Annotated in this window: 23 protein-coding genes and 1 riboswitch; of the genes, 17 read left to right on the plus strand and 6 right to left on the minus strand. The window is 40.4% G+C overall.

Going from position 1 to position 23780, the window contains the following annotated elements:
* Positions 1-170: 170 nt before the first annotated feature.
* Genes mpl through C7Y70_RS18150 form a run of 5 tightly spaced genes read left to right on the plus strand, consistent with a single transcriptional unit; the run spans position 171 to position 4526 of the window.
* Positions 171-1520, plus strand: coding sequence for a UDP-N-acetylmuramate:L-alanyl-gamma-D-glutamyl-meso-diaminopimelate ligase (mpl, locus tag C7Y70_RS18130; protein WP_099295050.1), 1350 nt, complete (start codon positions 171-173; stop codon positions 1518-1520).
* 20 nt (positions 1521-1540) lie between these two features.
* Complete coding sequence (locus tag C7Y70_RS18135; protein WP_135476316.1) at positions 1541-2164, plus strand: flavin prenyltransferase UbiX; 624 nt, start codon at positions 1541-1543, stop codon at positions 2162-2164.
* Positions 2161-3090: an ABC transporter ATP-binding protein gene (locus tag C7Y70_RS18140; protein WP_135476317.1), complete on the plus strand. Its 930-nt coding sequence runs from the start codon at positions 2161-2163 to the stop codon at positions 3088-3090. Before C7Y70_RS18135 ends, C7Y70_RS18140 begins: the two co-directional genes overlap by 4 nt.
* Entirely contained in the window at positions 3091-3858 is a 768-nt protein-coding gene (locus C7Y70_RS18145; protein WP_099295047.1) for an ABC transporter permease, read from the plus strand. It begins immediately after the preceding gene.
* Positions 3858-4526, plus strand: a complete 669-nt coding sequence (locus C7Y70_RS18150) for an SAM-dependent methyltransferase (RefSeq protein ID WP_135476319.1) — start codon at positions 3858-3860, stop codon at positions 4524-4526. Before C7Y70_RS18145 ends, C7Y70_RS18150 begins: the two co-directional genes overlap by 1 nt.
* Here the strand turns inward: C7Y70_RS18150 and C7Y70_RS18155 are convergent.
* Entirely contained in the window at positions 4456-6393 is a 1938-nt protein-coding gene (locus C7Y70_RS18155) for a bifunctional diguanylate cyclase/phosphodiesterase (RefSeq protein WP_135476321.1), read from the minus strand. The genes C7Y70_RS18150 and C7Y70_RS18155 overlap by 71 nt on opposite strands.
* Positions 6394-6654: 261 nt before the next feature.
* On the opposite strand from C7Y70_RS18155, the gene panP reads away from it, so the two are divergent.
* A complete protein-coding gene (gene panP, locus C7Y70_RS18160) occupies positions 6655-8283 on the plus strand; it encodes a pyridoxal-dependent aspartate 1-decarboxylase PanP (protein WP_135476323.1) in 1629 nt (542 codons plus the stop codon).
* A 39-nt stretch (positions 8284-8322) separates the two neighbouring features.
* Here panP and argE read toward each other — a convergent pair whose 3' ends face one another.
* Positions 8323-9474 (minus strand): acetylornithine deacetylase, encoded by a 1152-nt coding sequence (gene argE / locus C7Y70_RS18165; RefSeq protein WP_135476325.1) that lies wholly within the window; start codon positions 9472-9474, stop codon positions 8323-8325.
* 208 nt (positions 9475-9682) lie between these two features.
* On the opposite strand from argE, the gene argC reads away from it, so the two are divergent.
* From argC to C7Y70_RS18205, 8 genes are all read left to right on the plus strand, one after another.
* Positions 9683-10687: an N-acetyl-gamma-glutamyl-phosphate reductase gene (gene argC / locus C7Y70_RS18170; RefSeq protein WP_135476326.1), complete on the plus strand. Its 1005-nt coding sequence runs from the start codon at positions 9683-9685 to the stop codon at positions 10685-10687.
* 8 nt (positions 10688-10695) lie between these two features.
* Positions 10696-11457 carry an acetylglutamate kinase gene (argB, locus tag C7Y70_RS18175; RefSeq protein ID WP_135476328.1) on the plus strand — a complete coding sequence of 254 codons (762 nt, stop codon included), beginning with the start codon at positions 10696-10698 and terminating at the stop codon, positions 11455-11457.
* Positions 11458-11464: 7 nt separating this feature from the next.
* Positions 11465-12385 carry an ornithine carbamoyltransferase gene (locus tag C7Y70_RS18180; protein ID WP_135476330.1) on the plus strand — a complete coding sequence of 307 codons (921 nt, stop codon included), beginning with the start codon at positions 11465-11467 and terminating at the stop codon, positions 12383-12385.
* Between the two features lie 10 nt (positions 12386-12395).
* Positions 12396-13598: an argininosuccinate synthase gene (locus tag C7Y70_RS18185; protein WP_135476332.1), complete on the plus strand. Its 1203-nt coding sequence runs from the start codon at positions 12396-12398 to the stop codon at positions 13596-13598.
* A gap of 50 nt (positions 13599-13648) precedes the next feature.
* Positions 13649-15514, plus strand: a complete 1866-nt coding sequence (argH, locus tag C7Y70_RS18190) for an argininosuccinate lyase (protein ID WP_135476334.1) — start codon at positions 13649-13651, stop codon at positions 15512-15514.
* Positions 15515-15782: 268 nt separating this feature from the next.
* On the plus strand, positions 15783-15998 hold the full coding sequence (locus C7Y70_RS18195) for a hypothetical protein (RefSeq protein ID WP_135476336.1): 216 nt from the start codon (positions 15783-15785) through the stop codon (positions 15996-15998).
* 35 nt (positions 15999-16033) lie between these two features.
* On the plus strand, positions 16034-16564 hold the full coding sequence (locus C7Y70_RS18200) for a hypothetical protein (RefSeq protein ID WP_135476338.1): 531 nt from the start codon (positions 16034-16036) through the stop codon (positions 16562-16564).
* 19 nt (positions 16565-16583) lie between these two features.
* The gene (locus C7Y70_RS18205) at positions 16584-17117 is read left to right on the plus strand and encodes a hypothetical protein (protein WP_167850848.1); all 534 of its coding nucleotides are present in this window, start codon (positions 16584-16586) and stop codon (positions 17115-17117) included.
* 32 nt (positions 17118-17149) lie between these two features.
* Here C7Y70_RS18205 and C7Y70_RS18210 read toward each other — a convergent pair whose 3' ends face one another.
* A complete protein-coding gene (locus tag C7Y70_RS18210) occupies positions 17150-18556 on the minus strand; it encodes a capsule assembly Wzi family protein (protein ID WP_135476342.1) in 1407 nt (468 codons plus the stop codon).
* The gene (gene coaD / locus C7Y70_RS18215) at positions 18553-19035 is read right to left on the minus strand and encodes a pantetheine-phosphate adenylyltransferase (protein WP_099295032.1); all 483 of its coding nucleotides are present in this window, start codon (positions 19033-19035) and stop codon (positions 18553-18555) included. Before coaD ends, C7Y70_RS18210 begins: the two co-directional genes overlap by 4 nt.
* 244 nt (positions 19036-19279) lie before the next feature.
* Here coaD and C7Y70_RS18220 point away from each other — a divergent pair, with 244 nt between their 5' ends.
* Together C7Y70_RS18220 and thiI are read left to right on the plus strand one after the other, a co-directional pair.
* A complete protein-coding gene (locus tag C7Y70_RS18220; RefSeq protein WP_135476344.1) occupies positions 19280-19930 on the plus strand; it encodes a TetR/AcrR family transcriptional regulator in 651 nt (216 codons plus the stop codon).
* 112 nt (positions 19931-20042) lie between these two features.
* A complete protein-coding gene (gene thiI / locus C7Y70_RS18225) occupies positions 20043-21500 on the plus strand; it encodes a tRNA uracil 4-sulfurtransferase ThiI (protein WP_099295030.1) in 1458 nt (485 codons plus the stop codon).
* Between the two features lie 31 nt (positions 21501-21531).
* On the opposite strand, the gene C7Y70_RS18230 is transcribed toward thiI, so the two are convergent.
* The gene (locus tag C7Y70_RS18230; RefSeq protein ID WP_135476345.1) at positions 21532-22434 is read right to left on the minus strand and encodes a 2-dehydropantoate 2-reductase; all 903 of its coding nucleotides are present in this window, start codon (positions 22432-22434) and stop codon (positions 21532-21534) included.
* Positions 22427-22777: a VanZ family protein gene (locus C7Y70_RS18235; protein ID WP_099295028.1), complete on the minus strand. Its 351-nt coding sequence runs from the start codon at positions 22775-22777 to the stop codon at positions 22427-22429. The genes C7Y70_RS18230 and C7Y70_RS18235 overlap by 8 nt, the downstream gene beginning before the upstream one ends.
* Before the next feature lie 152 nt (positions 22778-22929).
* Here C7Y70_RS18235 and C7Y70_RS18240 point away from each other — a divergent pair, with 152 nt between their 5' ends.
* Positions 22930-23412 carry a YajQ family cyclic di-GMP-binding protein gene (locus C7Y70_RS18240; RefSeq protein ID WP_099295027.1) on the plus strand — a complete coding sequence of 161 codons (483 nt, stop codon included), beginning with the start codon at positions 22930-22932 and terminating at the stop codon, positions 23410-23412.
* A gap of 205 nt (positions 23413-23617) precedes the next feature.
* A riboswitch (cobalamin riboswitch) is annotated at positions 23618-23776 on the plus strand.
* Positions 23777-23780: the final 4 nt, after the last annotated feature.

Here is a 23780-nt window from a genome sequence, read left to right on the forward strand (position 1 = left end):
AAACCGTTGGCAGTGAACTTTTTTGAAATTACTGTTTATGTGTCACTTTTTTGCAAAGGTGTTGTGCGAGATGGCAATGGTAACTAGGCGCTAAATTTGGCATTATATCAGGCCTATTATCGCTAATATTAATTGTGCTGCGCACCTAAAAATGCAGCAAAGGAACACAAATGCATATTCATATCTTGGGAATTTGCGGTACATTTATGGGTGGTATTGCCGCAATCGCTAAATCATTGGGTCACACTGTAACGGGGTCTGACCAAAACGTATACCCGCCAATGAGCACCCAACTGGAGTCGCTCGGTATTGAACTCACCCAAGGTTATGACACCGCCCAACTTGAGCCTGCACCAGATATGGTGGTAGTTGGAAATGCAATGAGTCGTGGTAATCCGTGTGTAGAATACGTGTTAGATAAAGGCCTTCCATATACATCGGGTCCTGAGTGGTTAAAACATAACTTATTACAAGACTCCTGGGTACTTGCTGTTGCTGGAACGCATGGCAAAACAACTACCGCCAGTATGCTTGCGTGGATATTAGAATATGCGGGCTTAAAACCCGGGTTTTTAATTGGTGGGGTTGTGCAAAATTTCGGAGTGTCAGCGCGTGTTGGCGAAACGCCCTTTTTTGTCATTGAAGCTGATGAGTACGATACGGCTTTTTTTGATAAGCGAAGTAAATTTGTTCACTATTTGCCCAGAACGCTCATTTTAAATAATTTAGAGTTTGATCATGCTGATATTTTTGACGATTTAAACGCAATAAAAAAACAGTTTCACCATTTAATGCGTACATTACCCAGTAGTGGAAAAGTCATTTGGCCTAGTGATGAGCTCGCCCTAGATGAAGTCATACAACAAGGTTGCTGGAGTGAAAGCGAAACATTGGGCGGTGACTGGGGCTATAACCTACTTAAAGGTGATGGCAGTGAGTTTACTGTATTACTAAACGATAAAATTGTTGGCACGGTTAAGTGGCAAGCTATTGGTGAGCATAATGTTAAAAATGCCATTATGGCGATAGCAGCAGCGCGTCATGTGGGTATTGCAATTGATCATAGCATTAGCGCATTAGCTGAGTTTATTAGCCCAAAAAGACGCATGGAGCTCAAGGCGGATATCGCAAATATTAAGGTGTATGATGACTTTGCGCATCACCCAACAGCCATTAAAACCACACTGGCAGGACTGCGTGCTAAGGTTGGCGACGAAAAAATTATCGCGATTTTAGAGCCTCGTTCGAACACCATGAAAATGGGCGTGCATCAACATACACTGTTAGCGTCACTGAGGGATGCTGATGAGGTTTACTTATTTGAGCCAGATAATCTTAACTGGTCGTTGAATGAGCAAGCTCAGCAAGCTGGTATGAATTGTTTTACCAGCACCAACGAAATCGTTACGAAAGTAGTGAATGACGTAGTACCGCAACAGCATATTTTAATTATGAGTAATGGCGGTTTTAATGGTCTGCATGAGCAATTAATTCGCGCGATTGAGACGAAGTATAATTAACTTAAAAAGTGAGAGCTTAAGTGCAATATAAAGAAACCATCACGCTTGCTTTTAGTGGGGCATCCGGTGCTCCCTATGGTTTACGTTTACTTGAAGTGTTATTAGCACAGCAATTTAAAGTATATGTGTTGATCTCAAGCGCAGCGCGCGTTGTACTGGATACAGAGTCAAACATTAAACTCTCAGCCAATGAAGACAAAGCAACTGAGCAATTGTGCGCGCTTTTTAATGCGCTACCTGAGCAGCTTCAGGTTTTTGGTAAAGACAACTGGTTTAGCCCTGTGGCGTCAGGCTCGGCAGCACCTAAAAAGATGATTGTTTGCCCATGTAGCGCAGGCTCGGTGTCTGCTATTGCTGTTGGTGCGTCAGATAACTTACTTGAGCGAGCGGCTGATGTGGTTATCAAAGAGAGTGGGCAACTTATTTTAGTGCCGCGCGAAACACCGTTTAGTGAGATCCATCTTGAGAATATGCTTAAACTAGCTAGGTTAGGCGTCACTATTATGCCAGCAGCACCGGGATTTTATCATCAACCAGAGTCTATAGGTGACTTGGTTGATTTTATGGTGGCACGAATTTTAGATCATTTAAACATTGAGCATACCCTTACTAAGCGATGGGGTTATGGGGAAGGTAAAAAGTGAGCGAACAAACCACAGCTTTAAAAATTAAGGGCCTCAGAAAGGTCTACAAAAATGGTGTTGAAGCAGTTAAAAATATTGACCTGCAGGTGCAAAAAGGGGACTTTTTTGCTTTGCTTGGTCCAAATGGAGCGGGTAAATCAACGACGATTGGCGTTATTTCGTCGCTTGTGAATAAAACGGCCGGCCAAGTAGAGGTATTTGGTCATAACATTGATACTCACTTGGAGGCCGCTAAATCAGAATTGGGTTTAGTGCCTCAGGAGTTTAATTTTAGCCAGTTTGAAACACTCACCCAAATATTAGTGAACCAAGCTGGGTATTATGGTGTGCCACGTAAAATAGCTCATCAGCGTGCCGATAAATACCTGGAGCAGCTAGGTTTACTTGAGAAAAAAGACAAGCAAGCACGTACTTTGTCAGGCGGGATGAAACGCCGCTTGATGATTGCTCGTGCGCTGATGCATGAACCAAAGTTACTTATTCTTGATGAGCCTACAGCGGGTGTTGATATTGAACTACGTCGCTCAATGTGGGATTTTTTAAGGCAGATTAACGAACAAGGTGTGACCATTATTCTTACCACGCATTACCTTGAAGAAGCAGAACTGCTTTGTAAAAACATTGCCATTATTGATTCGGGAATTATCGTTGAAAATACCACGATAAAAGCACTACTGGCGAAGCTGGACAAAGAAACTTTCATTTTAGATTTAAAGCAGCCTGTACAACCGGTTTCACTCGCGGGGTATCAATTTTCTATGGTAGATGATCATACCATTGAGGTTGAAGTGGCTAAATCACAAGGCCTTAACGCTGTATTTAGTGCGTTAACAGAGCAAGGAAATACGGTGCTAAGCATGCGCAATAAGGCAAATCGTTTAGAAGAGTTATTTGTCGGTTTATTAGAACAAGGGCGGGAGAAGTAAATGTTTAAATACGGCGTAGCCTTAAAAAGTTTATGGATAAAAGAGTGTATCCGCTTTTTACGTATTTGGGTACAAACACTCGTGCCACCTGCTATTACAATGAGCCTATACTTTGTTATTTTTGGTAATTTAATTGGCTCTCGCATTGGTGAAATGGGGGGCTTTAGCTACATGGAGTTTATTGTTCCTGGCTTAATAATGATGTCGGTCATTACCAACTCATATTCCAATGTTGCATCAAGTTTTTATTCGACTAAATTTCAAAAAAGCATAGAAGAGCTTCTGGTTGCCCCAGTACCTAACTATATTATTGTATTGGGTTACATGGGAGGGGGGATGACCCGAGGTATGTTGGTTGGCTTAATCGTCACCTGCGTTTCTTTGTTGTTTGTCGATATTCAAATTCATAATGTGTTTGTTATTATTGCTACAGTTGTATTAACTTCAGCCGTGTTTGCACTGGGCGGTTTAATTAACGCGATTTATGCAAACAGCTTCGATGATATCAGCATTATCCCGACCTTTATCTTGACGCCATTAACCTATTTAGGCGGGGTGTTTTATTCAATAACTCTGTTACCTGACTTTTGGCAGGGCGTGTCACAAATCAATCCGATTATTTATATGGTTAACGCATTTAGGTTCGGGTTTTTAGGTGTATCAGATGTTGATTTATCCGTCGCATTTGGTGTGTTGTTTTTATTTATTACGGCCTTATTTACATTAGCGTTAACGCTAATCAAAAAAGGCGTGGGGCTTAGACACTGATGAGTGATGCAAATTCACGAAGTATTGTATCAAACCAAGATGGCTTGAATGAAAAGCTTGATGAGATTGTCAGCAAGCACTTAAAAGCTGAGTTTAAAAAGCCGATTGCCGCGCATACTCAATCTGCGTTTGATGAAGTAAACGAAAAAGTACACGCGTTTAGTGGTCCTTTGATTCTTGACTCATGCTGTGGTGTTGGTGAAAGTACAGCTAATTTAGCAAAGCGTCACCCTGATGCATTAGTCATTGGTATTGATAAGTCATCACATCGTTTAGATAAGCATGATGTGGAATATAAACAAGCCGATTCAGGTCATTATATTCTAGTGCAAGCAGATCTAAATGACTTTTGGCGTTTGGCTGTGGCTGCGGGTTGGCAACCCTCTCATCATTACCTACTGTATCCAAACCCATGGCCTAAAGCGAAGCACATTCAGCGACGTTGGCATGGTGCAGCAATCTTTCCCTTTATTGTTAAGCTAGGTGGGCGTTTAGAGGTTCGCAGTAACTGGGATATCTATGTTAAAGAGTTTGCCCAAGCACTGCGCTTAACTGGGCACAATTGCGACGTTGAACTGTTTGAGAGTGACACTGCGATCACTCCATTTGAGCGTAAATATTGGGCGAGTGGTCAACAGAGTCACCGTTTAGTGATTGATTTAAGTTAATCGCTTGTATGAGTGGGTTTATTTGTGGAGCCGGTGCGGCAAAGTAATTGCCCTGCATTAAATGTACGTTGGCTTTTAAGAGTGTGTTGATGGTTGGTTTATTTTCAACACACTCGGCAATTAGTTCTAAATTTAATTGCTTTGCAAAGCTCGCAATATGTTCGATATACAGATAAATGTCAGTGTCATGGGCAACCTGTTTAACTAGTGAACCGTCAAGCTTGAGCCCATCGACATCAAGTTTTAGTACGTTAGAGATATTTGAATACCCTGCTCCAAAATCATCAATAACGACTTTAACACCACGTTGTTTAACCAATGCGATAAATGCTTTCACTTCAGAGAAGTTTGCAATAGCTTCGGTTTCTAAAAGCTCTAATGTAATGTTACTAGGCTGGGGGTAGCGATTAAGCTCTTGTTCAAGGTATTCGCTGAGGCCTGGATCTAACATATCGTGTACAGTGATATTAATGCTCCAACAAAAACTTGTCCGCCTAAAGCGCTCAAAACACTGAGTGAGCATTGTGCGGGTAAGAGCACCGTCCATGCGAGAGCGATTCACAACATTTAAAAATGATTCAGGCAGTAATATTTCACCATGGCAGGTGATCATACGTGCTAAACATTCGTACTTTAGAACATTACCACTGCTATAGTCATATACAGGCTGGAAATACGCAATAATACGATTATTATCAAATGCTTCTCTGACCTCTTTAGCCATTTCAACATTATATTGATACTGATTTTTCACATCATGTAATGCATTTGAGTAATTAATAACGTTAAAGCGCCCTTGTTTCGCTTGCAGCGCAGCAATGTGGGCATTTTCAAGCAGCATTGCTTTGTTTCCGTGAGCAATACCTGCACATAGCGTAATATAAATAAACGGCTCCTTAAGCAAAGGAGAGCTGCAATTATAACCTTGTACTAATTCATTGAATCCGAGATGTTTTTCTTCAAATGGACCTATTAGGACCACTTTGTTCGTTGATAGACGAAATATCTCGCTGCCTGCGGGACGGCGTTTAGCAAAGTACTCAAGTAAGTTTTTCATAACTTTATCACCTACTTTTGTACCGTAAAAACTATTAATATCCTCAATTTCATTGATCCAAATAACGGCAACTTGTAAATGAAAGTGAGAGGATTTGCTCATGTAATATTCAAGTGCAATGTGGTTTGCAAAACCGCTGCTACTGTCTGTTGAAAGGGCGCGTTTGAGCAAATAAATATAAATGCTTGCGACTAATAAGGCGATAAAGAAGAAAAAACTCGCAAGTGCAGCCGCTTTTGACACGCTTTGGTTAAGGTGTTGATTGAGATCATATATTTTAATATCAGCACCCGTAAGGTAAGTATTGCCAGCGTTATCAATGTAAGGCACGAAAATGCTTTTAAAATGCCCCCATTGATCTTTTGAAATCTCAAATACAGGCTCGGTCGAATAAAATGCGCTGATATTGGCTTTGGTTGCTTCAGGGTAGAGATCAAAAAATTGAGTGACTTTCCCTGAGTTTTGATCCTCTTGGGTGTAGCTTGACGCAGTGAAATGTACACGGTTATCTTTTAATACCATGGCATACACATAGGCAATATCAAGCGCATTAGCGAACTCTGAAAGTTGACGGCTTTTTTGCTGAAACACAAATTGTGGGATCGATCTTCCAGATTTTAATGACTCATGGTAATCATGGCCTAATATATGTTTTACGCTTACTGCTGCATTTAATAACCGTGTATCTAGCTGTTGCATGATTTCTGCACGGGCAGTGTGGTAAGTATAATAAACGTAGCTGAGCAAACTCACTAAAAATATTAAAAAGCCTGCAATAATCCAGTTTGTCCTTAAACTCGTATTTACCATTTTTGTCCCTTATTTGTTTACTTGTGCATTATACAAAAAAAGGAACTGCTGCCTATAATTAAATCTTTCTTGGTTTATTAACTAATTTATCATTAATTTGTCATGCAATTGTCGGCTTTTATGGCTTTAAACGAGACATTTATACTCTATTGCAGTAAAGTTAGCGCATTTCGTGGAAACATTGCGGTTTAGTTTATTATTCAAAAAGCTATAAATGCTAGGTAATTTGATTATGAAAAACTGCACTTACTGGGTATTAAGATGGATCAAAAGCGTTGTGCCGTCGCCTCTAAAGAAACTCTGATGCGTATATTTACCGTGCCTGAAGCACCGGACTCAACATTGAGTAAAATTGAACTTGAGATTTCAAGCAATTTGGCTGGCTTCTTAAATGAGAACATCGCGGCTATAGAAAAGCCACTGCATGAAATTGAAAAAGACTTTCAATCGGCAGTGATCCCAGAAGATCCAACGTTTGTTTCTGCTTATGCACAAGACATAATGGAGCAACTGGTTGCACACTCTGTGCATACTGCTGCGCCTAGCTTTATTGGTCACATGACTTCTGCATTGCCGCACTTTGTATTGCCATTATCAAAATTAATGGTGGGGCTAAATCAAAACTTAGTCAAAATAGAAACATCAAAGGCATTTACCCCATTAGAGCGTCAAGTGCTTGGTATGATCCATCACCTTGCGTATGGGCAAAGCGATGCCTTTTACAGCAAGTGGATGCACAGCGCTAAAACCTCATTGGGAGCGTTCTGCTCTGGTGGCACCGTAGCTAATATCACAGCGTTATGGATAGCACGCAATCGCTTGTTAAAAGCCGATGGTAAGTTTAAAGGAATTGGCTCACAAGGGTTAATAAGTGCAATGATGCACTATGGCTATAAAGGGTTAGCTGTATTAGTTTCAGAGCGTGGGCATTACTCATTGGGTAAATCAGCAGATTTATTGGGTATAGGTCGTGATAATTTTATCGCGATAAAAACAGCCAATGACAATAAAGTAGACATTGCGGCGATGCGAGACAAAGCGCATGAACTTCAATCCCAAGGTATTAAGGTCATGGCGATTGTAGGTGTAGCAGGTACAACTGAGACAGGCAACATTGACCCCCTTAACGATATGGCTGATTTAAGCCAAGAGCTGGGGTGTCATTTTCATGTAGATGCAGCATGGGGTGGTGCGACACTGCTCTCACAGACATACAGACCTTTACTCAAAGGCATCGAACGTGCTGACTCAATCACAATTGACGCACACAAGCAAATGTACGTTCCTATGGGCGCGGGGTTAGTGTTATTCAAAGACCCTGCAGCTACTGATGCGATAGAGCATCATGCAGAGTACATTTTACGTAAAGGCTCAAAAGATTTAGGTAGTCATACACTTGAAGGTAGTCGCCCTGGTATGGCGATGTTAGTGCATGCTTGCTTACGTGTAATAGGCCGTAAAGGTTATGAAATACTGATCGATAAAGGGATTGAAAAAGCGCGTTACTTTGCTTCACTTGTTAGTGAAGATGAGGATTTCGAGTTAATCTCTGAGCCAGAGTTATGTTTGCTGACCTATCGCTATGTGCCGAAGCAAATTCAGCAAAAGATCACAAATGCAGATGAACAAACTCGATTAGAGATATTTGCGTCATTAAATCGATTTACAGCCAGTATGCAAAAGCGCCAACGTGAAGCGGGTCGATCTTTTGTATCGCGTACACGTTTAACACCAGCAAAGTATGATCATCAACCAACTGTGGTTTTTCGGGTTGTACTTGCGAACCCACTTACATCCGAAGCTATTTTAAAAGAAATTTTAGCTGAGCAAAAAGAGCTCGCTAAAACAGATCCTGTCTTTAAAAAGTTTTTATCTAAGTACATGGATTAATTTAGTGCTGGCGCTAGCCAAAGGCGCGCCAGCATAGCGTTATGAATGAAAACAACTGGCTCTGATCATCTCACTGATAATTTTTTGCGAAGGTTTAATTTTCTCCATTGCTAAAAACTCATCCGGCTGGTGGGCTTGATTAATAGAGCCTGGCCCCATTACGATAGTTTCACAGCCAAGCTGTTGAATAAACGGCGCTTCAGTACAGTAATTTACAGCCACAGCTCGCTCGCCAGATACTTTTTCGGCCAGTTTAACGAGTGCAGAATCAGTACTGCCTGTAAAAGCAGGGATGGGTTCATGCATATCAATCACGCTCACCGCATCAGGGTATTGGTTATTAATATCTGCAGCTATATTTAACAGCATCGCTTGTAATTCTTGTACACTTAAACCTGGTAATGGGCGCATATCAATGTGCATTTCACAGCAACCACAAATACGATTTGCGTTGTCACCACCATGTATGTGCCCAAGGTTAAGAGTAGGGTAGGGTATAACAAAATGCTCAACTGAATATTTATTCTTTAATTCTTGCTTTAGCACTAGTAGCCTTGAGGTAACTTGATGCATAACTTCAATGGCATTCAAACCACGCTCAGGATCAGAGCTATGGCCTGAACGACCGACGACTCTAATTGCTGTACTCATATGCCCTTTATGCGTAAATACAGGCGTCATGTCGGTAGGCTCACCGATTATACAGCGTGCAGGTTTTAAATTTGAATGCTTACAAACTTGCTGGGCGCCCGCCATGGTAGTTTCTTCATCGGCAGTGGCTAAAATTAAAATCGGTTGCGATTGTTTGCTCTCATCAAGCTCACTTATCGCTTGCAAAATAAAAGCGAAAAAACCTTTCATATCAATACTGCCTAAGCCGTAAAGTTTATTATCTGACTCGTTTAATTTAAATGGATCAACGCTCCACCTGCTGTCATCAAATGGCACGGTATCAGTATGACCAGCAAGCATTAAACCGCCATCGCCTTTGCCGCGCTTTGCTAATAAGTTGAAACGACCTTTAGGACCTGAAAGCTCAGTTATTTCACACTCAAATCCGAGCTCTTTACACCAATTAGCAAGTAAATCGATAACCCCCTTATTACTCATAGACAAAGACTCATCCATTGAACTAATTGAAGGCGCAGCAATTAATTGCTGATACATAGACATAAAAGAAGGGAGTGACATAAAAAATTCCAAAATAATTATTCATTCTAATTGCATAACAATATAAAAGTATTTATGATGAATATCAATTCACTTTTTAAGCATAAATATATCAAAGTAGAGCCATGACTAATATACGACGATAACGAAATCTCATTCCTCAAAATAGTGCCCTGCAACGCACTTAAAATCTATATGCATACCTAATTATCACTAGAAAGAGTAAAGAATGAACTTAGTAATTATTGGCGCGAGTGGTTATAGCGGTGCTGAGTTAGTCAGCTTAGTAGTAAAGCATTCCCAGTTAACCTTAACCGGTTGTTATGTGTCTGAACAAAGTTTAGATAAAGGCAAATTGTTAAGTGATTTATATCCAGAGCATTTAGGTTTATTAGATACCCCTTTATTACCGCTAAGCGAAGCCGCCTTTAACGAGATTAATAGTAATGCTGATTTTGTTTGTTTATGTACAGATCACAAAGTAAGTGTCGATTTAGCGCCACGCTTTTTAGCTATGGGCAAAAAGGTGTTCGATTTATCTGGCGGTTACCGTTTAAGCAGCAACGAAGATTACCAAACTTATTATGGTTTTGAGCATCAGCACACTGACTTATTAGCACAAGCTGCATATGGTTTAGCTGAATGGAATAGCGAAGCCATTAAAGAGGCCCAGTTAGTAGCGGTTGCAGGCTGTTACCCAACCGCAGCACTCAACGCATTAAAGCCATTACAACAAGCGGATTTATTAGCTGATCAACCAATCATAATCAATGCTGTATCAGGAGTAACAGGTGCTGGGCGTAAAGCCAGTATTGCCACTCATTTTTGCGAAGTGTCATTGGCACCGTATGGTTTATTCAACCATAGGCACAGCCCTGAGATTGAACAGCATTTGGGCCATAAGGTTTTATTCACGCCGCATTTAGGTAATTTCCCTCGCGGTATCCTTGAAACTATTTATGTACAGTTAAAAGCAGACGTAACACCTGAACAAGTTACACATGCTTATCAGGTATTGGCAGATGAGCCGTTAATTCGTTTGTTGGGCAGCAAAATACCTTCTATTAAAGGGGTTGCTAAGCAGCCATATGTAGATATTGCATGGCAGCAACAAGGTAGCCAGTTAATTGTTATGGCGGCGATAGATAATTTATTAAAGGGCGCGGCTGGCCAAGCATTGCAATGTATTAATTTAGCTATGGGCTTGCCCCACAGCACAGGTTTAAAAGGGTAGTTTTAGTAATGCAGACATGGGTTATTAAATTAGGTGGCGCAGTACTAAATACTGAAGATGCAGCAAAAGCATTATTTGAAGCTTTAGCATCTCAGACGCAATCGCAATTTGTGATTGTTCATGGCGGTGGTGCACTTGTTGATAGTTGGTTAAAAGATGCTGGCTTTGCAACAGCCAAGCACCAAGGTTTACGTATTAGTCCAAAAGAACAGATGCCTTATATTGTTGGTGCATTGGCAGGGTGTGCCAATAAACAATTGATGAGCCAAGCAATCATTGCAGGGCATAAACCTGTGGGGCTTAGCTTGTACGAGGCCGGTATTATTTCTACACAAAAGCTAAAAGCATTAGGTCAGGTTGGTCAATGCCAAAGTGGTGTGCAAAGCGTTTTACCTGAGCTTTTAAAGCTAGGGCGTTTACCGTTAGTTAGTTCGGTTGGATTTGGTGAAGATGGCCTTTGGTATAACGTAAACGCGGATGAAGCAGCCGCAGCGATAGCCAAAGAGCTCGATGCTGAAATTATTTTTATGACGGATGTAGAGGCGGTTCTGGATGGCAATAAACAGCCTTTACATCAACTTGACACAAATCAGATCAATACTTTAATTGCAGAGGGAGTAATTGTGGGCGGGATGGAGGTCAAAGTTAAGACCAGTCTTCACGCTGCCCAACATTTACGACGAGGTGTGTATATTTCGAGCTGGCAAAAGCCAGATAATTTAATTGCTTTACTTAACGGTGAGCACGTCGGAACAAAAATTACACCATAGGTTTTACATGTTTAATCATTTTTTATCAGGTCTAGAGTTAGATCAAAAAGGCGCACTTAAATTACTCAATCTTGCGCAAAAAATTAAAGCTAATCCCGCTGATTTTAGCCAAGCGCTCGCGGGCAAATCAGTTGTTACGTTGTTCGAAAAGCCAAGCTTACGTACCCGCTTATCGTTTGATATTGGTATTAACAAACTAGGCGGCCATGCGGTTTATTTGGATTCGCAAAATGGGGCTATGGGCGCTCGTGAGTCAGTAAAAGATTTTGCATTAAATATTGCTAGCTGGGCTGACGGCATAGTAGCACGGGTTAATCAGCATAAAACGCTGACTACACTGGCTGAGTTTTCTAGTGTGCCAGTGGTCAATAGTTTGTGTGACTTATATCACCCATGCCAAGCCTTGGCTGATTTTTTAACGCTGCAAGAAGTATACGGTGATGTAAGCCAGCTGAAATTAGCCTATTTAGGTGAAGGCAACAATGTGACTCATTCACTTATGCTACTGGCCGCAACGCTTGGCACTGATTTTGTTGCAGTCTGCCCTAAAGGCAGCTCACCAGATTCGCAAATATTAAAGCAAGCAGAGCAAATCGCTGCAATGAATGGCGCATCAGTGATGGTGAGCGACCGTGTTGAAGCTGCGGTAGGTGCTAATGTTGTGTACGCCGATACCTGGGTATCAATGGGTGATGACACACCGCTTGAACAAGTTAAAGAAAAGTACATGCCATATCAGTTAAATGCAGCATTACTTGCACAAACAGGGGCTGACACTGTTTTGCATTGCCAGCCAGCACACCGTGAATTTGAAATTACCTCTGAGGTAATGGATGGCCCGGCATCAAAAATTATACAGCAAGCAGAAAACCGTATGCACGCGCAAAATGCACTGCTTGTTACATTACTAAATCCAAATTTTGTTTAAGGTATTATCAATGAGTTCAATTAAAAAAGTCGTATTAGCCTATTCAGGTGGTTTAGATACATCAGCTATCGTGCCGTGGTTAAAAGAAAACTATGGCTGTGAAGTTATCGCGTTTGTGGCTGATGTAGGTCAAGGTGCTGAAGAGCTGGAAGGCGTAGAAGAAAAAGCCATCGCATCAGGCGCATCAGAATGTTATGTGGTTGATTTGAAAGATGAGATGGTAAGTGATTACATTTACCCAACGTTAAAAACTGGCTCAATCTATGAAGGTACTTATTTGTTAGGTACTTCGATGGCACGCCCAATCATTGCTAAAGCACAGGTTGAAATTGCACGTAAAGTCGGTGCCGACGCGCTTTCTCATGGTTGTACAGGTAAAGGCAATGACCAAGTTCGTTTTGAATCGTGTTTCGCAGCCCTTGCACCTGACTTAAAAGTAATTGCACCTTGGCGTGAGTGGGATTTATCAAGCCGTGAATCGCTATTAGATTACTTAGCTGAGCGTGATATTCCTTGTTCAGCATCAGCTACCAAGATTTATAGCCGTGATGCTAATGCGTGGCATATTTCTCATGAAGGTGGCGAACTTGAAGATCCATGGTGCCAACCAAGTGAACAAGTATGGACATGGACTAACTCTCCTGAGCAAGCGCCCAATGAGGCAGAACTAGTTACCTTAAATGTAGTAGAAGGTGAAGTGGTTGCCGTGAATGGTGAGCAACTTAAACCTTACGACTGTTTAGTGAAACTTAATGATATAGCATCGCCGCATGGTGTGGGTCGTGTTGATATTGTTGAAAACCGTTTAGTGGGCATGAAGTCACGTGGTTGTTATGAAACACCTGGCGGTACCGTGATCATGGCTGCACTGCAAGCAATTGACGAGCTTGTACTTGATAAATCAAGCCGTAAATGGAAAGAAGTGCTGGGCGGTGAGTTTTCACACCTAGTTTATGATGGTCGTTGGTTCACACCACTTAAAGACTCAATTTTAGCAGGCGCAGAAGCGTTATCAACACTGGCTACGGGTGAAGTTGTGCTTAAGCTTTATAAAGGTCAAGTAACTGCGGTGCAGAAAAAATCACCAAATAGTTTATACAGTGAAGATTTCGCGACCTTTGGTGAAGATGATGTGTACGACCAATCACATGCTGAAGGGTTTATTCGTCTGTTCTCGCTTTCAAGCAGAATTTCAGCATTAGCGAAGAAGTAATTTAATACGCCCCGATCGAACGGGGCAATTTCAGGGTTTGGAGATATTTCATGGCATTATGGGGCGGACGTTTTTCTACGGGTCCAGATGAAGCGTTTAAGCAATTTAACGACTCACTTCCCTTCGATTACCAACTCGCAGAGCAAGACATTGTTGGCTCTGTGGCATGGGCTGGGGCGCTTAAGCAAGTTGATGTACTAACAAGTAGCGAGCATGAAACGCTTGTTGCAGCACTATATGAATTACTCGATGAAGTTAAAGCTGACCCACTTGCAGTGGCGACGTCAGGCGCTGAAGATATTCATTCACATGTTGAAGCAGCATTGATTGAAAAAGTGGGTGACTTAGCTAAAAAGCTGCATACAGGGCGCAGCCGTAACGACCAAGTTGCGACAGATTTTAGATTATGGTGCCGTGATACTGCCGATCATTTGCTCGAGGCCTTAGGGCAATTAAAAGGCGAGTTTATTGCACTTGCTGAGCGTGAACTCGGTACTATTTTGCCAGGTTATACACACTTACAACGCGCTCAACCATTATTGTTTAGCCACTGGTGCATGGCGTACGTTGAAATGCTTGAGCGTGATGAAAGTCGTTTAAATGATGCCAAAGCGCGGATGAACTTTTGCCCATTGGGAAGTGGTGCACTTGCGGGAACGGCGTACCCAATAGATAGGCAAGCACTTGCCACGGGGCTAGGTTTTACCGCTGCGACTAAAAATAGTTTAGATTCGGTATCTGATCGTGACTTTGTTTTAGAGCTATTAAGCTGTGCATCTATTTCAATGATTCACCTATCCCGTATGGCAGAAGATTTAATCTTTTATAACTCAGGTGAAGCAGGGTTCATTGAGCTTGCAGATAATGTGACATCTGGCTCATCTTTAATGCCGCAAAAGAAAAACCCAGATGCACTTGAACTAATTCGTGGTAAAACTGGCCGAGTATTTGGCTCGTTTAGCGCCATGATGATGACCCTTAAAGCACTGCCTCTTGCGTATAATAAAGATATGCAAGAAGACAAAGAGGGTTTATTTGATGCCATGCCAACTTGGCTTGCGTGTATCCATATGGCACAAGCGTGCATCAAAGGTGTAAAAGTAAATGCCGAGCGTACGCTTGCTGCGGCTAAAGGGGGCCATTCAAATGCTACCGAGTTGGCTGACTATTTAGTGGCTAAAGGTATTCCATTTAGAGAAGGTCATCATATTGTTGGTGTGTTGGTTCAAATGGCAATTGCGCAAGGGAATAACTTAGAAGATTTAAGTTTAGAGCAATTTAAATCAGTGCATAGTATTTTTGAACAAGATGTATATCCTGTACTAGAGATTGATGCTTGTATTAAAGCACGCCAAGCTTTAGGTGGGACCTCGTTGGAGCGAGTGTCTGTTGCTGTTAAAGATGCCAAAAAAAAACAGCAAATAACGGTACGTGATGCAAACTTAGATGATGTTGAATCTATCGCTAAACTAATCCAGCATTGGGCAACAGTCGGTGAAAACTTACCGCGGGCCAAAAGTGATATGGTGCACTCAATTAATGAATTTGCTGTTACCGAAGTGAACTCAACGGTAGCAGGCTGTGCTTCTTTGTACATTTATGATACTGGCCTTGCAGAAATCCGCTCTTTGGGTATAGATCCTGAATCGGGGGTTTCTGGTCAAGGACGTCAGTTAGTTGAGCACTTACTAACAAAAGCCAAAAAATTGGCACTTAATCGCATCATAGTGTTAACGCGAGTACCAGATTTTTTTGAGAAACAAGGTTTTACATTCTGTACCAAAGAAAGCTTACCAGAAAAGGTAATGAAAGACTGTGAACTGTGTTTACGCAAAGACAATTGCGATGAAGTTGCAATGGAATTTATTTTGAAGCCAAGTCGGAATGCGGCGATCCCGTGTAAAAACGTAGCTTAAAATCCCTGGATATAAAAAACGTACGGTTACCCCTGTGCGTTTTTTTATATCTTGCGCTGTCTGGTATGACCACTGCAGGCTCAAGATATAGAAAAAGATCATAAATAGATCAATGTTTCTTAAAAGTTGGATCGCTATTTGCTTTATATTTATTAGATGGCTCAGTTAGGGTTCATCTTTGCAATACGCCAAAAAAATATCATAGCGTCATGCAATAACAACTTAAATTGCTTAAGTAATCTCAACATTTAACGAAAGGAACACTCTCATGCAAGTTACAGGTAACAGCCAGCTGCAAATGCAAGCATACAACACAATGCAACAATCGAAGCCGGCTTTGGAACAAAGCGCTAGTAATAAAACCCTACAATCTGATACAGTGTCTATATCTAATGAAGCCTTATTAGCCGCAAGTGGTGGAGCTGAGATTCAGCGTGGTGGTGGTGGTTTATCTACAGACCCGGATCGCCGCAAACCTTCATAACTTGCTAAATCAGGTTTAGCAAAACGAGATGGTGTATGTATTTTGATTTAACGTCTTTAGGAATCCACTTTGATACTATTATCATTTGGGGTTTTTTAATGGCTTGCTTGTACAATTTATTGCTCAAGTTTACAGTAGAAGATAGAAATAGTTCACCTCTCGTTATATCAATTATAATGCTCCTCTCGTATGGTTTGAGCTATGAGTTTGTTGATCTAAATGCGGGAAAGTATGTTTACCTTATTTGGGTTAAGTATGATGTTATTACCATAATTGCCCTTCTTGCAGCACACAAAATACTGAAGCTACAATTTACCGCTACTTTAAAATATATATTAGTTGGCTTATCAATAAATACTCTAATATTTTTTGGCATCCACGTTGATATCGTTTACTTTGGTAATTCTGAATATTGGTGGTTTTGGAGCTTTTACTCAGTTGGGATAAACGTTGTTGACTTCTTCATGGTTGTGACTCTTATCTTTGGAAAAGATTGGTTGCGAATAGGTAAATTATTTTCTAAACGGAATAAGAAAAAACAAATCAGCAATCTTAGAAATTGCTAGTTCTATTCAATAGTTTCTAATGCAATTTTTTCAAGAGTATGCAAGCTTGTATCTCGCTTCACTTGTGATGTGGAGCTTCTTGATGGCGTTCCTATATAATTTAGTAAAAAAGTCTGCAATGCCTAATAGTGATGGTGTCTTGATGTGGATGTCTCTAGCTATATTTCTATCTTACCTTCTTTCTGACCCACTTCTTAGCTTATCGGTGGGGGTTGATATTATTTACAGCATCAATGGATACATTATCTGGGCTATTAGCGATTTTGTTATTTTGCTTATAATTTTAATTATCACAAGAAAATCAAGAGTACAAAAACTCCCCGCTAAACTTTACGTCATTATAGGTTTAACGGTGAATATGCTGTTGTTTTTGGCAATGCATATCGATATTAATGTATTAATGCATTACGAGCATTGGTGGTTTTGGACTTTTTACTCGATTACCGTCAATGTTATGGATGTGATGATGATTATTGCACTGTTAACTAACAAAGACTTTTTAGGGCTGTTAGGGTGTTATAGATGGGGGGTTGAGACCAAGCAAAGTGCATGATCTCAATGTATTCACAGATCGTTTAAAAAGCTTTAAAAACGGTATTCCCAACTGGTTTTAAGCGCTGTATTTGTATCAGAATCACTATTAAGTTCGTCTTTAAACACAGAGCCACTCACTTTCCAAAGACCCGAAAAAATTGCTTGTTGATAACCTAGCTCTAACTGTAAGCGTTCAAATGAGCCTATCTCTTTTGCTGGTGCGGTTATGAGTGATTCTCCCTTCAACCAACGCACCTTTGCAAAACCGGCATAACCTTGCATTGTGTGATACTGAGCACCTAATACAGCTGATTTGCTGTTATAAGGTGTTGAACTGCCAATTAATCGGTCTTTATGGTTATAACCAGCACTTATGCTTGTTAAAGTGTCATTGCCATAGTTGCAATCCATGTTTGTGATACATTCTTGCTGGGTGTTTGTATATTCAAGGTAAGTTTTCAGTAAGTGTTTTTGATTACCATAAAAATGTTCAATGCCCAAGGTATAAAATGGCTCACTTGGTGCAAAGCCGCTGTCATTTCGGCCCATTATCTCTGCATAAACGCCAACCGCTTGACCTGCTATTTGCGTTGAATATTTGGCGTCTAGACTAGTAAGTTGTTGTTTTTTATTTTCTGTTTCTAATGTTGCAGTATCAATAAAAGAGCTGGTTAAAAACTCAGATCCAGATGTACTGAACGCAATTTCTAAACCAGGTAATGGTGTGCTGGCAAAGCGCATCGCCCAATAATTACCTTCATCATTATTGCTAAGAGTTGGTTTTTGTTTAGCGAAAATACCAGTAAGTTGCCAGTTTCCAATGAATGAGAGAAAACTTGGCCCATCATATTGAGTATTAGCACGGTTAACTCTAATACCTTTCATGGGAGCTGCATTATTTGAAAGTAGTAGGGCGTTATCATTACTTGGTCCCCACCAGTGGCTTACTTGCTCAGCACTAATTGACCAGTCAGCAATTAAAACCGCTAAATAGCTCCCCTGATTGTTTATGTATTTATCATCAAGCGCTTCATCTGCATAATTTACACTCACTTTAGCGCTGACTCTATTACCAGTAATAGAGCCATAGCTATTTACTCCGCTTTTTTGCTGAGCGCGGCTGCCAAAACTTTGTTGTAAGCTTGTATCACTATTGTAGTGTGCTTTAACACCTGAACTGGTGCTTTGCTTTGCATTTGCGAGGGCATGTTTTACATGCTGTAAAGCAAACTGGCTTTGCACAGGTAAGGTATCAACATTGACATTGTTTAGGTCGCGCACAATACCTTGCCACATTAAAGGATAACTATTAATCGGTTGCTTAATAACACCTTGGTTAAAGAGCATTTCAATTGAAGCACGTAAAAGAGGATCATCTCCCTCAATCCACGGTCCAGCTAAACTCGGTAAAGAAAATGTGAGTAACGCGGCACAACTGGCAAGTTTAGTTAACTTCATCCGTGTAACTTTTCCTCTAAAGCTTTAACTACAATTGGATTAACAAACTCACTAACATCGCCTTTATGGCGCGCTACTTCTTTAACAAGCGTTGAAGAGATAAATGAGTTCTTTTCTGAGGGGGTTAAAAATACACTTTCTAAATCAGGGTTTAGGCGTCTATTCATATTCGCTAATTGAAATTCATAATCAAAATCTGATACTGCACGAATACCACGGATCAACACATTTGCGTTGTGATCGCGAGCAAGATCAGCAAGTAAACCTGAAAAACCAATAACGCTTACATTTTCAATATGATTTAAAAGGCTATTAGCCAATGCAACGCGTTCTTCCAAACTAAAGCAAGGTTTTTTACTGGGGTTGTTAGCAATAGCAACAATCACAGTGTCAAACATTTTTGCCGCACGTTGAATTAAATCTGTGTGGCCATTGGTTAATGGGTCAAAGGTACCCGGGTAAATTGCTGTGACTTTCATAGAACTTAGCTTAGTGTTATTTTGTTGGCTATATTAGCAGTGTTTGCAGTGCAAATCAGCCCTCTTACTTATTCAGCTTTAACGTAAAGTTAGTTTAATTCATTTTCACTTATGTAAACGTTGATTTTAAGATAGAAATTTTCATGGTGGTGTTTTATTCGAATGGATTTGTATATACTGCGCCGCTAATATTAATTGCGTAAACTTTGAGCATTTGCTTTAAAAAAATCTAGAGTAGCCTAATATGAGTACCAAGGACAAAATAATTAAGACCAGCATTGCGCTGTTTAATGAGCACGGGGAACGTGCAATCACTACAAACCATATTGCTTCTCACATGGGGATCAGCCCCGGCAATCTTTATTATCATTTTAAAAATAAAGAAGACATTATTCGTCATATATTTGCTTTATACAGTGAGCACCTTCATACCCAATTTAGCCCTGTAGATGAAGATACAGATGGTTTTGTTCAATTAAGTGGGTACCTTGATGCCTTATTTGAATTAATGTGGCGATTTCATTTTTTCTACGATAATTTAGGTGATATTTTATCGCGTGATGATGAACTTAAAAAGAACTACATTGAGTTTCAAGCCGCGCTCTTAACTCAAGTACGCGGCATAATAATTAGCCTACGTGACAGCGGTTTAATGGAACTTAATGACGAAGATGCCACTGAACTTGCACATATGCTAAAGCTTACAGTGAGCTTTTGGACGCCTTACATCAAAGCGCGTCGTTTAAGTGGGGAGCTCGCTCAGCAAGATATTTATAAAGGTATTTTAAAAGTGCTTATGCTTTTTAAAGCGTACGCCGCCGAGCAAAGTATTCCTAAACTCAATCAATTAAAAGAAAAGTACACCCAGCTATCGCAGCAAGCTATACCTGCTTAATTCAAACTAAGTTATGCGGTACTTGTTTATTTCCTAGACGCTAGATTTTTTGCTATAATCGCGCGCCCAGCACGTGGGTGCGTGAATTCTTAAATTGCCAAACGAGTAAACTATGCTTAAATTTATCGTCAAACTTCATCCTGAAATAGCCATTAAGAGCCGTTCAGTTCGTAAACGTTTTACAAAAGTGTTAGAAAATAACATTAAAATCGTGCTACGAAAGCTAGACGAGAAAGTGCAGGTTAAAAATAACTGGGATAATATTTCGGTTGTCACAAAAAGTGATAGTGCGCAGATGCGCCTTGACTTTATCGACGGTTTACAACGAATTCCAGGCATCGTTCAGTTTATTGAAGTAACAGAAACCCAGTACGATAACCTTCATGATATTTACGAAATTGCGTATGACTTAATTGGCCACACTATTGCAGGCAAATCATTTTGCGTGCGTTGTAAACGTCAAGGTAAACATGAATTCACCTCTACAGATGTTGAACGCTATGTCGGAGGCGGGCTAAACCAGCATGTTGAAGGTGCTCGCGTACAACTTAGTCGCCCTGAAGTGACTATTCGCATCGAAATAAAAGATGATAAAGCCTACATTGTTACGCAAACTCACTTTGGTATGGCAGGCTTTCCACTGCCAACGCAAGAAGATGTGCTATCACTTATGTCAGGTGGTTTTGACTCGGGTGTTGCTAGTTACCAAATGATCCGTAAAGGTGCGCGCACTCACTTTTTATTCTTCAACCTAGGTGGTGCCGCCCACGAGATTGGCGTAAAGCAAGCCAGTTACTACATTTGGAAACAGTTTAGCTCTACGCACAAAGTGAAATTTGTTAGCGTAGACTTCGAACCTGTGGTCGCTGAAATTCTTGAAAACGTTGAAAACAGCCAAATGGGCGTAGTGCTTAAGCGAATGATGATGCGTGCAGGTAGTAAAATAGCCGAGAAGATGGGTGTTCAAGCACTCGTCACCGGTGAGAGTATTGGTCAAGTTTCAAGTCAAACATTGGCTAATTTAAGCGTGATTGACCGTGTAACAGAAACGCTAATTTTGCGCCCGTTAATTCAACATGACAAACAAGAAATTATCAATATTGCGCGTAAAATTGGCACTGCTGAAATGGCAGAAACGATGCCTGAGTATTGTGGTGTAATTTCTAAAAAGCCGACTGTTAAAGCAAAAGTACAAGTCATTGAAGCAGAAGAACAAAAGTTCGATTTTGATGTGCTTGATACCGTTGTTAGCAATGCACGTGTGATGGATATTCGTGATATCGATGTAGAAGCCAAGCAAGAACTTAAAGAGGCTGAATCAGTCTCCGAGCTTCCCGCAGGAGCTGTTGTTTTAGATATTCGCTCACCAGAAGAAGAAGATGCAAATCCGTTAGAGATTGACGGTACTGAGGTTGTGCATTTACCCTTTTTCCGCTTAGCAACTAAGTTTGGGGATTTACCGCAAGATAAAGACTACTACTTGTATTGTGCAAAAGGGGTAATGAGTCAATTACAAGCCCTTATAATGCATGAAAACGGCTTTGCTAATGTAAAAGTCTATCGCCCATAACGAGTACAGCAACTTATTGTGAAAGCGCGAATTAATTCGCGCTTTTTTTATGCCTGATTACATCCAAGTAATATTGATTGTATGGTGTTTTTATACCGATCAACTCAGCTTGTTGGCAAATATAGCCGCACATAGCATCAATTTCAGTAGGGCGATTATGCATAATATCCTGATGCATGGATGAAAAGTTATTTGCAGTCGCACTCATTACCTTATAAGCGCTTTCTAATGAGTCAGGTAGTGTTACTGCAATGCCAAGTTTATTGGCTACAAAGCAAGCTTCGTTGAGTAAGTTGAAAATATCACTGTTGTATTTAGGTGAGTTAAGCTCTCCATTTTTCACATTATAAAATCCACTTAGTGGATTAATCGCTATATTTATTAATAATTTCTGCCAGCGAATAGTATCAATCTGCTTGCTGTAGCTAAGGTCAGGAATTGCGCAAAGAGTTGATACCAATTCGCAATATTGTTTATCGGCAGGGCTATTATAGGCTCCCAATATACTCTCGCCGTTTCCAGTATGTATCACCGTTGTTGAGTTTGCCTTGAAGCCCGCTAATCGTGTTGTTAAAAAATAAATGGGTTGGTTGTTTAATATGTTGTTCATAATAGGCGCTAAATCAGTCATCCCATTATGAGATAAAACCACTTTACATGAATCATTTAGGTAAGGGGATAATTGACTTAAAGCAATTTCAACTTGGTACGCTTTAACCGCAATAATAACAATGTCAATATTGGCTAAGCAGGCTAAGTGCTGATTATTGAGAGTTTTAATATTGATTAAATGTTTGCCACTGCTGCCTTGATAATAATATTGCTTGCCTGACTTTTTGCTACGGGTGATTAAAGTTACATGGTTTGAAGTACTTAAAAAATAACTATATAACAACCCTATAGCGCCATCACCCACAATAACAACATTACTCATGGCTCGGCTTTTTTCCAATATGAAATGCTAACTTGATAACAAAATAACTGGCGGCCCCAGCAAAGTCAGCAATAAAATCGGCCACAGAGGCTTGGCGGTATGGGAGCATACCTTGCATTACTTCAATGGCAGCACCATATCCGGCAAGCAAAAATATTTGCACCCATAAAGGTAGTTTAAATGCTTTGTCCATTACGACAGCAAGGGCAAAAAAGATTCCAAAGTGAGCTACTTTATCAACATGCGGAAATAAGCTTGCAGCGCCTTTTATTTCTTTGGCAAATAAAAAAGTAAAGGCCACTATGCTGACTAAAAAGAGTACTTGATAAACACGCCGAGTCACAAAAAATCCTAAATTGGCTATAAATAGAGCCACAGTATATCAAACTAATTTTGCATCGCACCTGAACGATATGCAGAAATATGTAAAGATTTATAATTTTGGCGTTATAATCCCAAGCATATTAATTTTTTAAATCTTGTTAGGAGAGACGAATGCCTTCTTTTGATATTGTATCTGAAGTAGAAATGAACGAAGCACAAAATGCGGTTGATAATGCAAAACGTGAACTTGAGACCCGCTTTGACTTTAGAGGCGTTGACGCATCAATTGAACTTAACGACAAAACCATCAAATTAAAAGCAGAAGCTGATTCACAAGTTCTACAGTTATTTGATATTTTAGCGAACAAAATTTCAAAACGTGGAATGGATGTATCAAGCCTTGAGTTGCAAGATATTTCGCGTGCAGGTAAAAACGTGTTTCGTAATGTCGCGCTTAAGCAAGGTATTGAAAAAGACGTAGCTAAAAAAGTAGTCAAAGCCATTAAAGACTCAAAAGTAAAAGTACAAGCCGCTATCCAAGGCGAAGAAGTACGTGTAACAGGCAAAAAGCGTGATGATTTACAAGAGGCCATGCAAGTTGTACGTAGCGCTGAGTTAGGTCAGCCGTTCCAGTTTAAAAACTTTAGAGATTAAAAAGCTCGGTTGCTAGGAGCTAGAAAAAGCCAAACTACAGTATTGTAGTTTGGCTTTTTTAGTTTGGAGCTTATGATGATTTTTTAAATCTAGAACCCAGGACCTATGACCCTGAATTCAGAATATTTAGATGTATAGCCGTCCATTGACATTTATCCCTAAAATCATCACAATGACGGCCTATTTCCAAGGTGCTTACTAAATATTAAGGTATAGGTTTCAAGGTATTGAAATTTTTAGTGAGATAATCGGGAAGTTGGTGAGTAGCCATGAAGACTGCAACTCCAACACTGCCCCCGCAACGGTAATGCAAGTGCTAAGCACACGCTGAGTCCGGAGACCGGCCTTGGAGTAATTTACTATTTGCG

This window comes from Pseudoalteromonas sp. KS88 (assembly GCF_004766475.1).
In the GTDB taxonomy this organism is placed as follows: Bacteria; Pseudomonadota; Gammaproteobacteria; order Enterobacterales; family Alteromonadaceae; genus Pseudoalteromonas.

Excerpts from the sequence above, each read along its gene's own strand:
- mpl (WP_099295050.1), top strand. The coding sequence starts at position 171 with ATGCATATTCATATCTTGGGAATTTGCGGTACATTTATGGGTGGTATT.
- C7Y70_RS18145 (WP_099295047.1), top strand. The coding sequence starts at position 3,091 with ATGTTTAAATACGGCGTAGCCTTAAAAAGTTTATGGATAAAAGAGTGT.
- C7Y70_RS18150 (WP_135476319.1), top strand. The coding sequence starts at position 3,858 with ATGAGTGATGCAAATTCACGAAGTATTGTATCAAACCAAGATGGCTTG.
- C7Y70_RS18155 (WP_135476321.1), bottom strand. The coding sequence starts at position 6,393 with ATGGTAAATACGAGTTTAAGGACAAACTGGATTATTGCAGGCTTTTTA.
- panP (WP_135476323.1), top strand. The coding sequence starts at position 6,655 with ATGGATCAAAAGCGTTGTGCCGTCGCCTCTAAAGAAACTCTGATGCGT.
- argE (WP_135476325.1), bottom strand. The coding sequence starts at position 9,474 with ATGTCACTCCCTTCTTTTATGTCTATGTATCAGCAATTAATTGCTGCG.
- argC (WP_135476326.1), top strand. The coding sequence starts at position 9,683 with ATGAACTTAGTAATTATTGGCGCGAGTGGTTATAGCGGTGCTGAGTTA.
- argB (WP_135476328.1), top strand. The coding sequence starts at position 10,696 with ATGCAGACATGGGTTATTAAATTAGGTGGCGCAGTACTAAATACTGAA.
- C7Y70_RS18180 (WP_135476330.1), top strand. The coding sequence starts at position 11,465 with ATGTTTAATCATTTTTTATCAGGTCTAGAGTTAGATCAAAAAGGCGCA.
- C7Y70_RS18185 (WP_135476332.1), top strand. The coding sequence starts at position 12,396 with ATGAGTTCAATTAAAAAAGTCGTATTAGCCTATTCAGGTGGTTTAGAT.
- argH (WP_135476334.1), top strand. The coding sequence starts at position 13,649 with ATGGCATTATGGGGCGGACGTTTTTCTACGGGTCCAGATGAAGCGTTT.
- C7Y70_RS18195 (WP_135476336.1), top strand. The coding sequence starts at position 15,783 with ATGCAAGTTACAGGTAACAGCCAGCTGCAAATGCAAGCATACAACACA.
- C7Y70_RS18200 (WP_135476338.1), top strand. The coding sequence starts at position 16,034 with ATGTATTTTGATTTAACGTCTTTAGGAATCCACTTTGATACTATTATC.
- C7Y70_RS18205 (WP_167850848.1), top strand. The coding sequence starts at position 16,584 with ATGCAATTTTTTCAAGAGTATGCAAGCTTGTATCTCGCTTCACTTGTG.
- C7Y70_RS18210 (WP_135476342.1), bottom strand. The coding sequence starts at position 18,556 with ATGAAGTTAACTAAACTTGCCAGTTGTGCCGCGTTACTCACATTTTCT.
- coaD (WP_099295032.1), bottom strand. The coding sequence starts at position 19,035 with ATGAAAGTCACAGCAATTTACCCGGGTACCTTTGACCCATTAACCAAT.
- C7Y70_RS18220 (WP_135476344.1), top strand. The coding sequence starts at position 19,280 with ATGAGTACCAAGGACAAAATAATTAAGACCAGCATTGCGCTGTTTAAT.
- thiI (WP_099295030.1), top strand. The coding sequence starts at position 20,043 with ATGCTTAAATTTATCGTCAAACTTCATCCTGAAATAGCCATTAAGAGC.
- C7Y70_RS18230 (WP_135476345.1), bottom strand. The coding sequence starts at position 22,434 with ATGAGTAATGTTGTTATTGTGGGTGATGGCGCTATAGGGTTGTTATAT.
- C7Y70_RS18240 (WP_099295027.1), top strand. The coding sequence starts at position 22,930 with ATGCCTTCTTTTGATATTGTATCTGAAGTAGAAATGAACGAAGCACAA.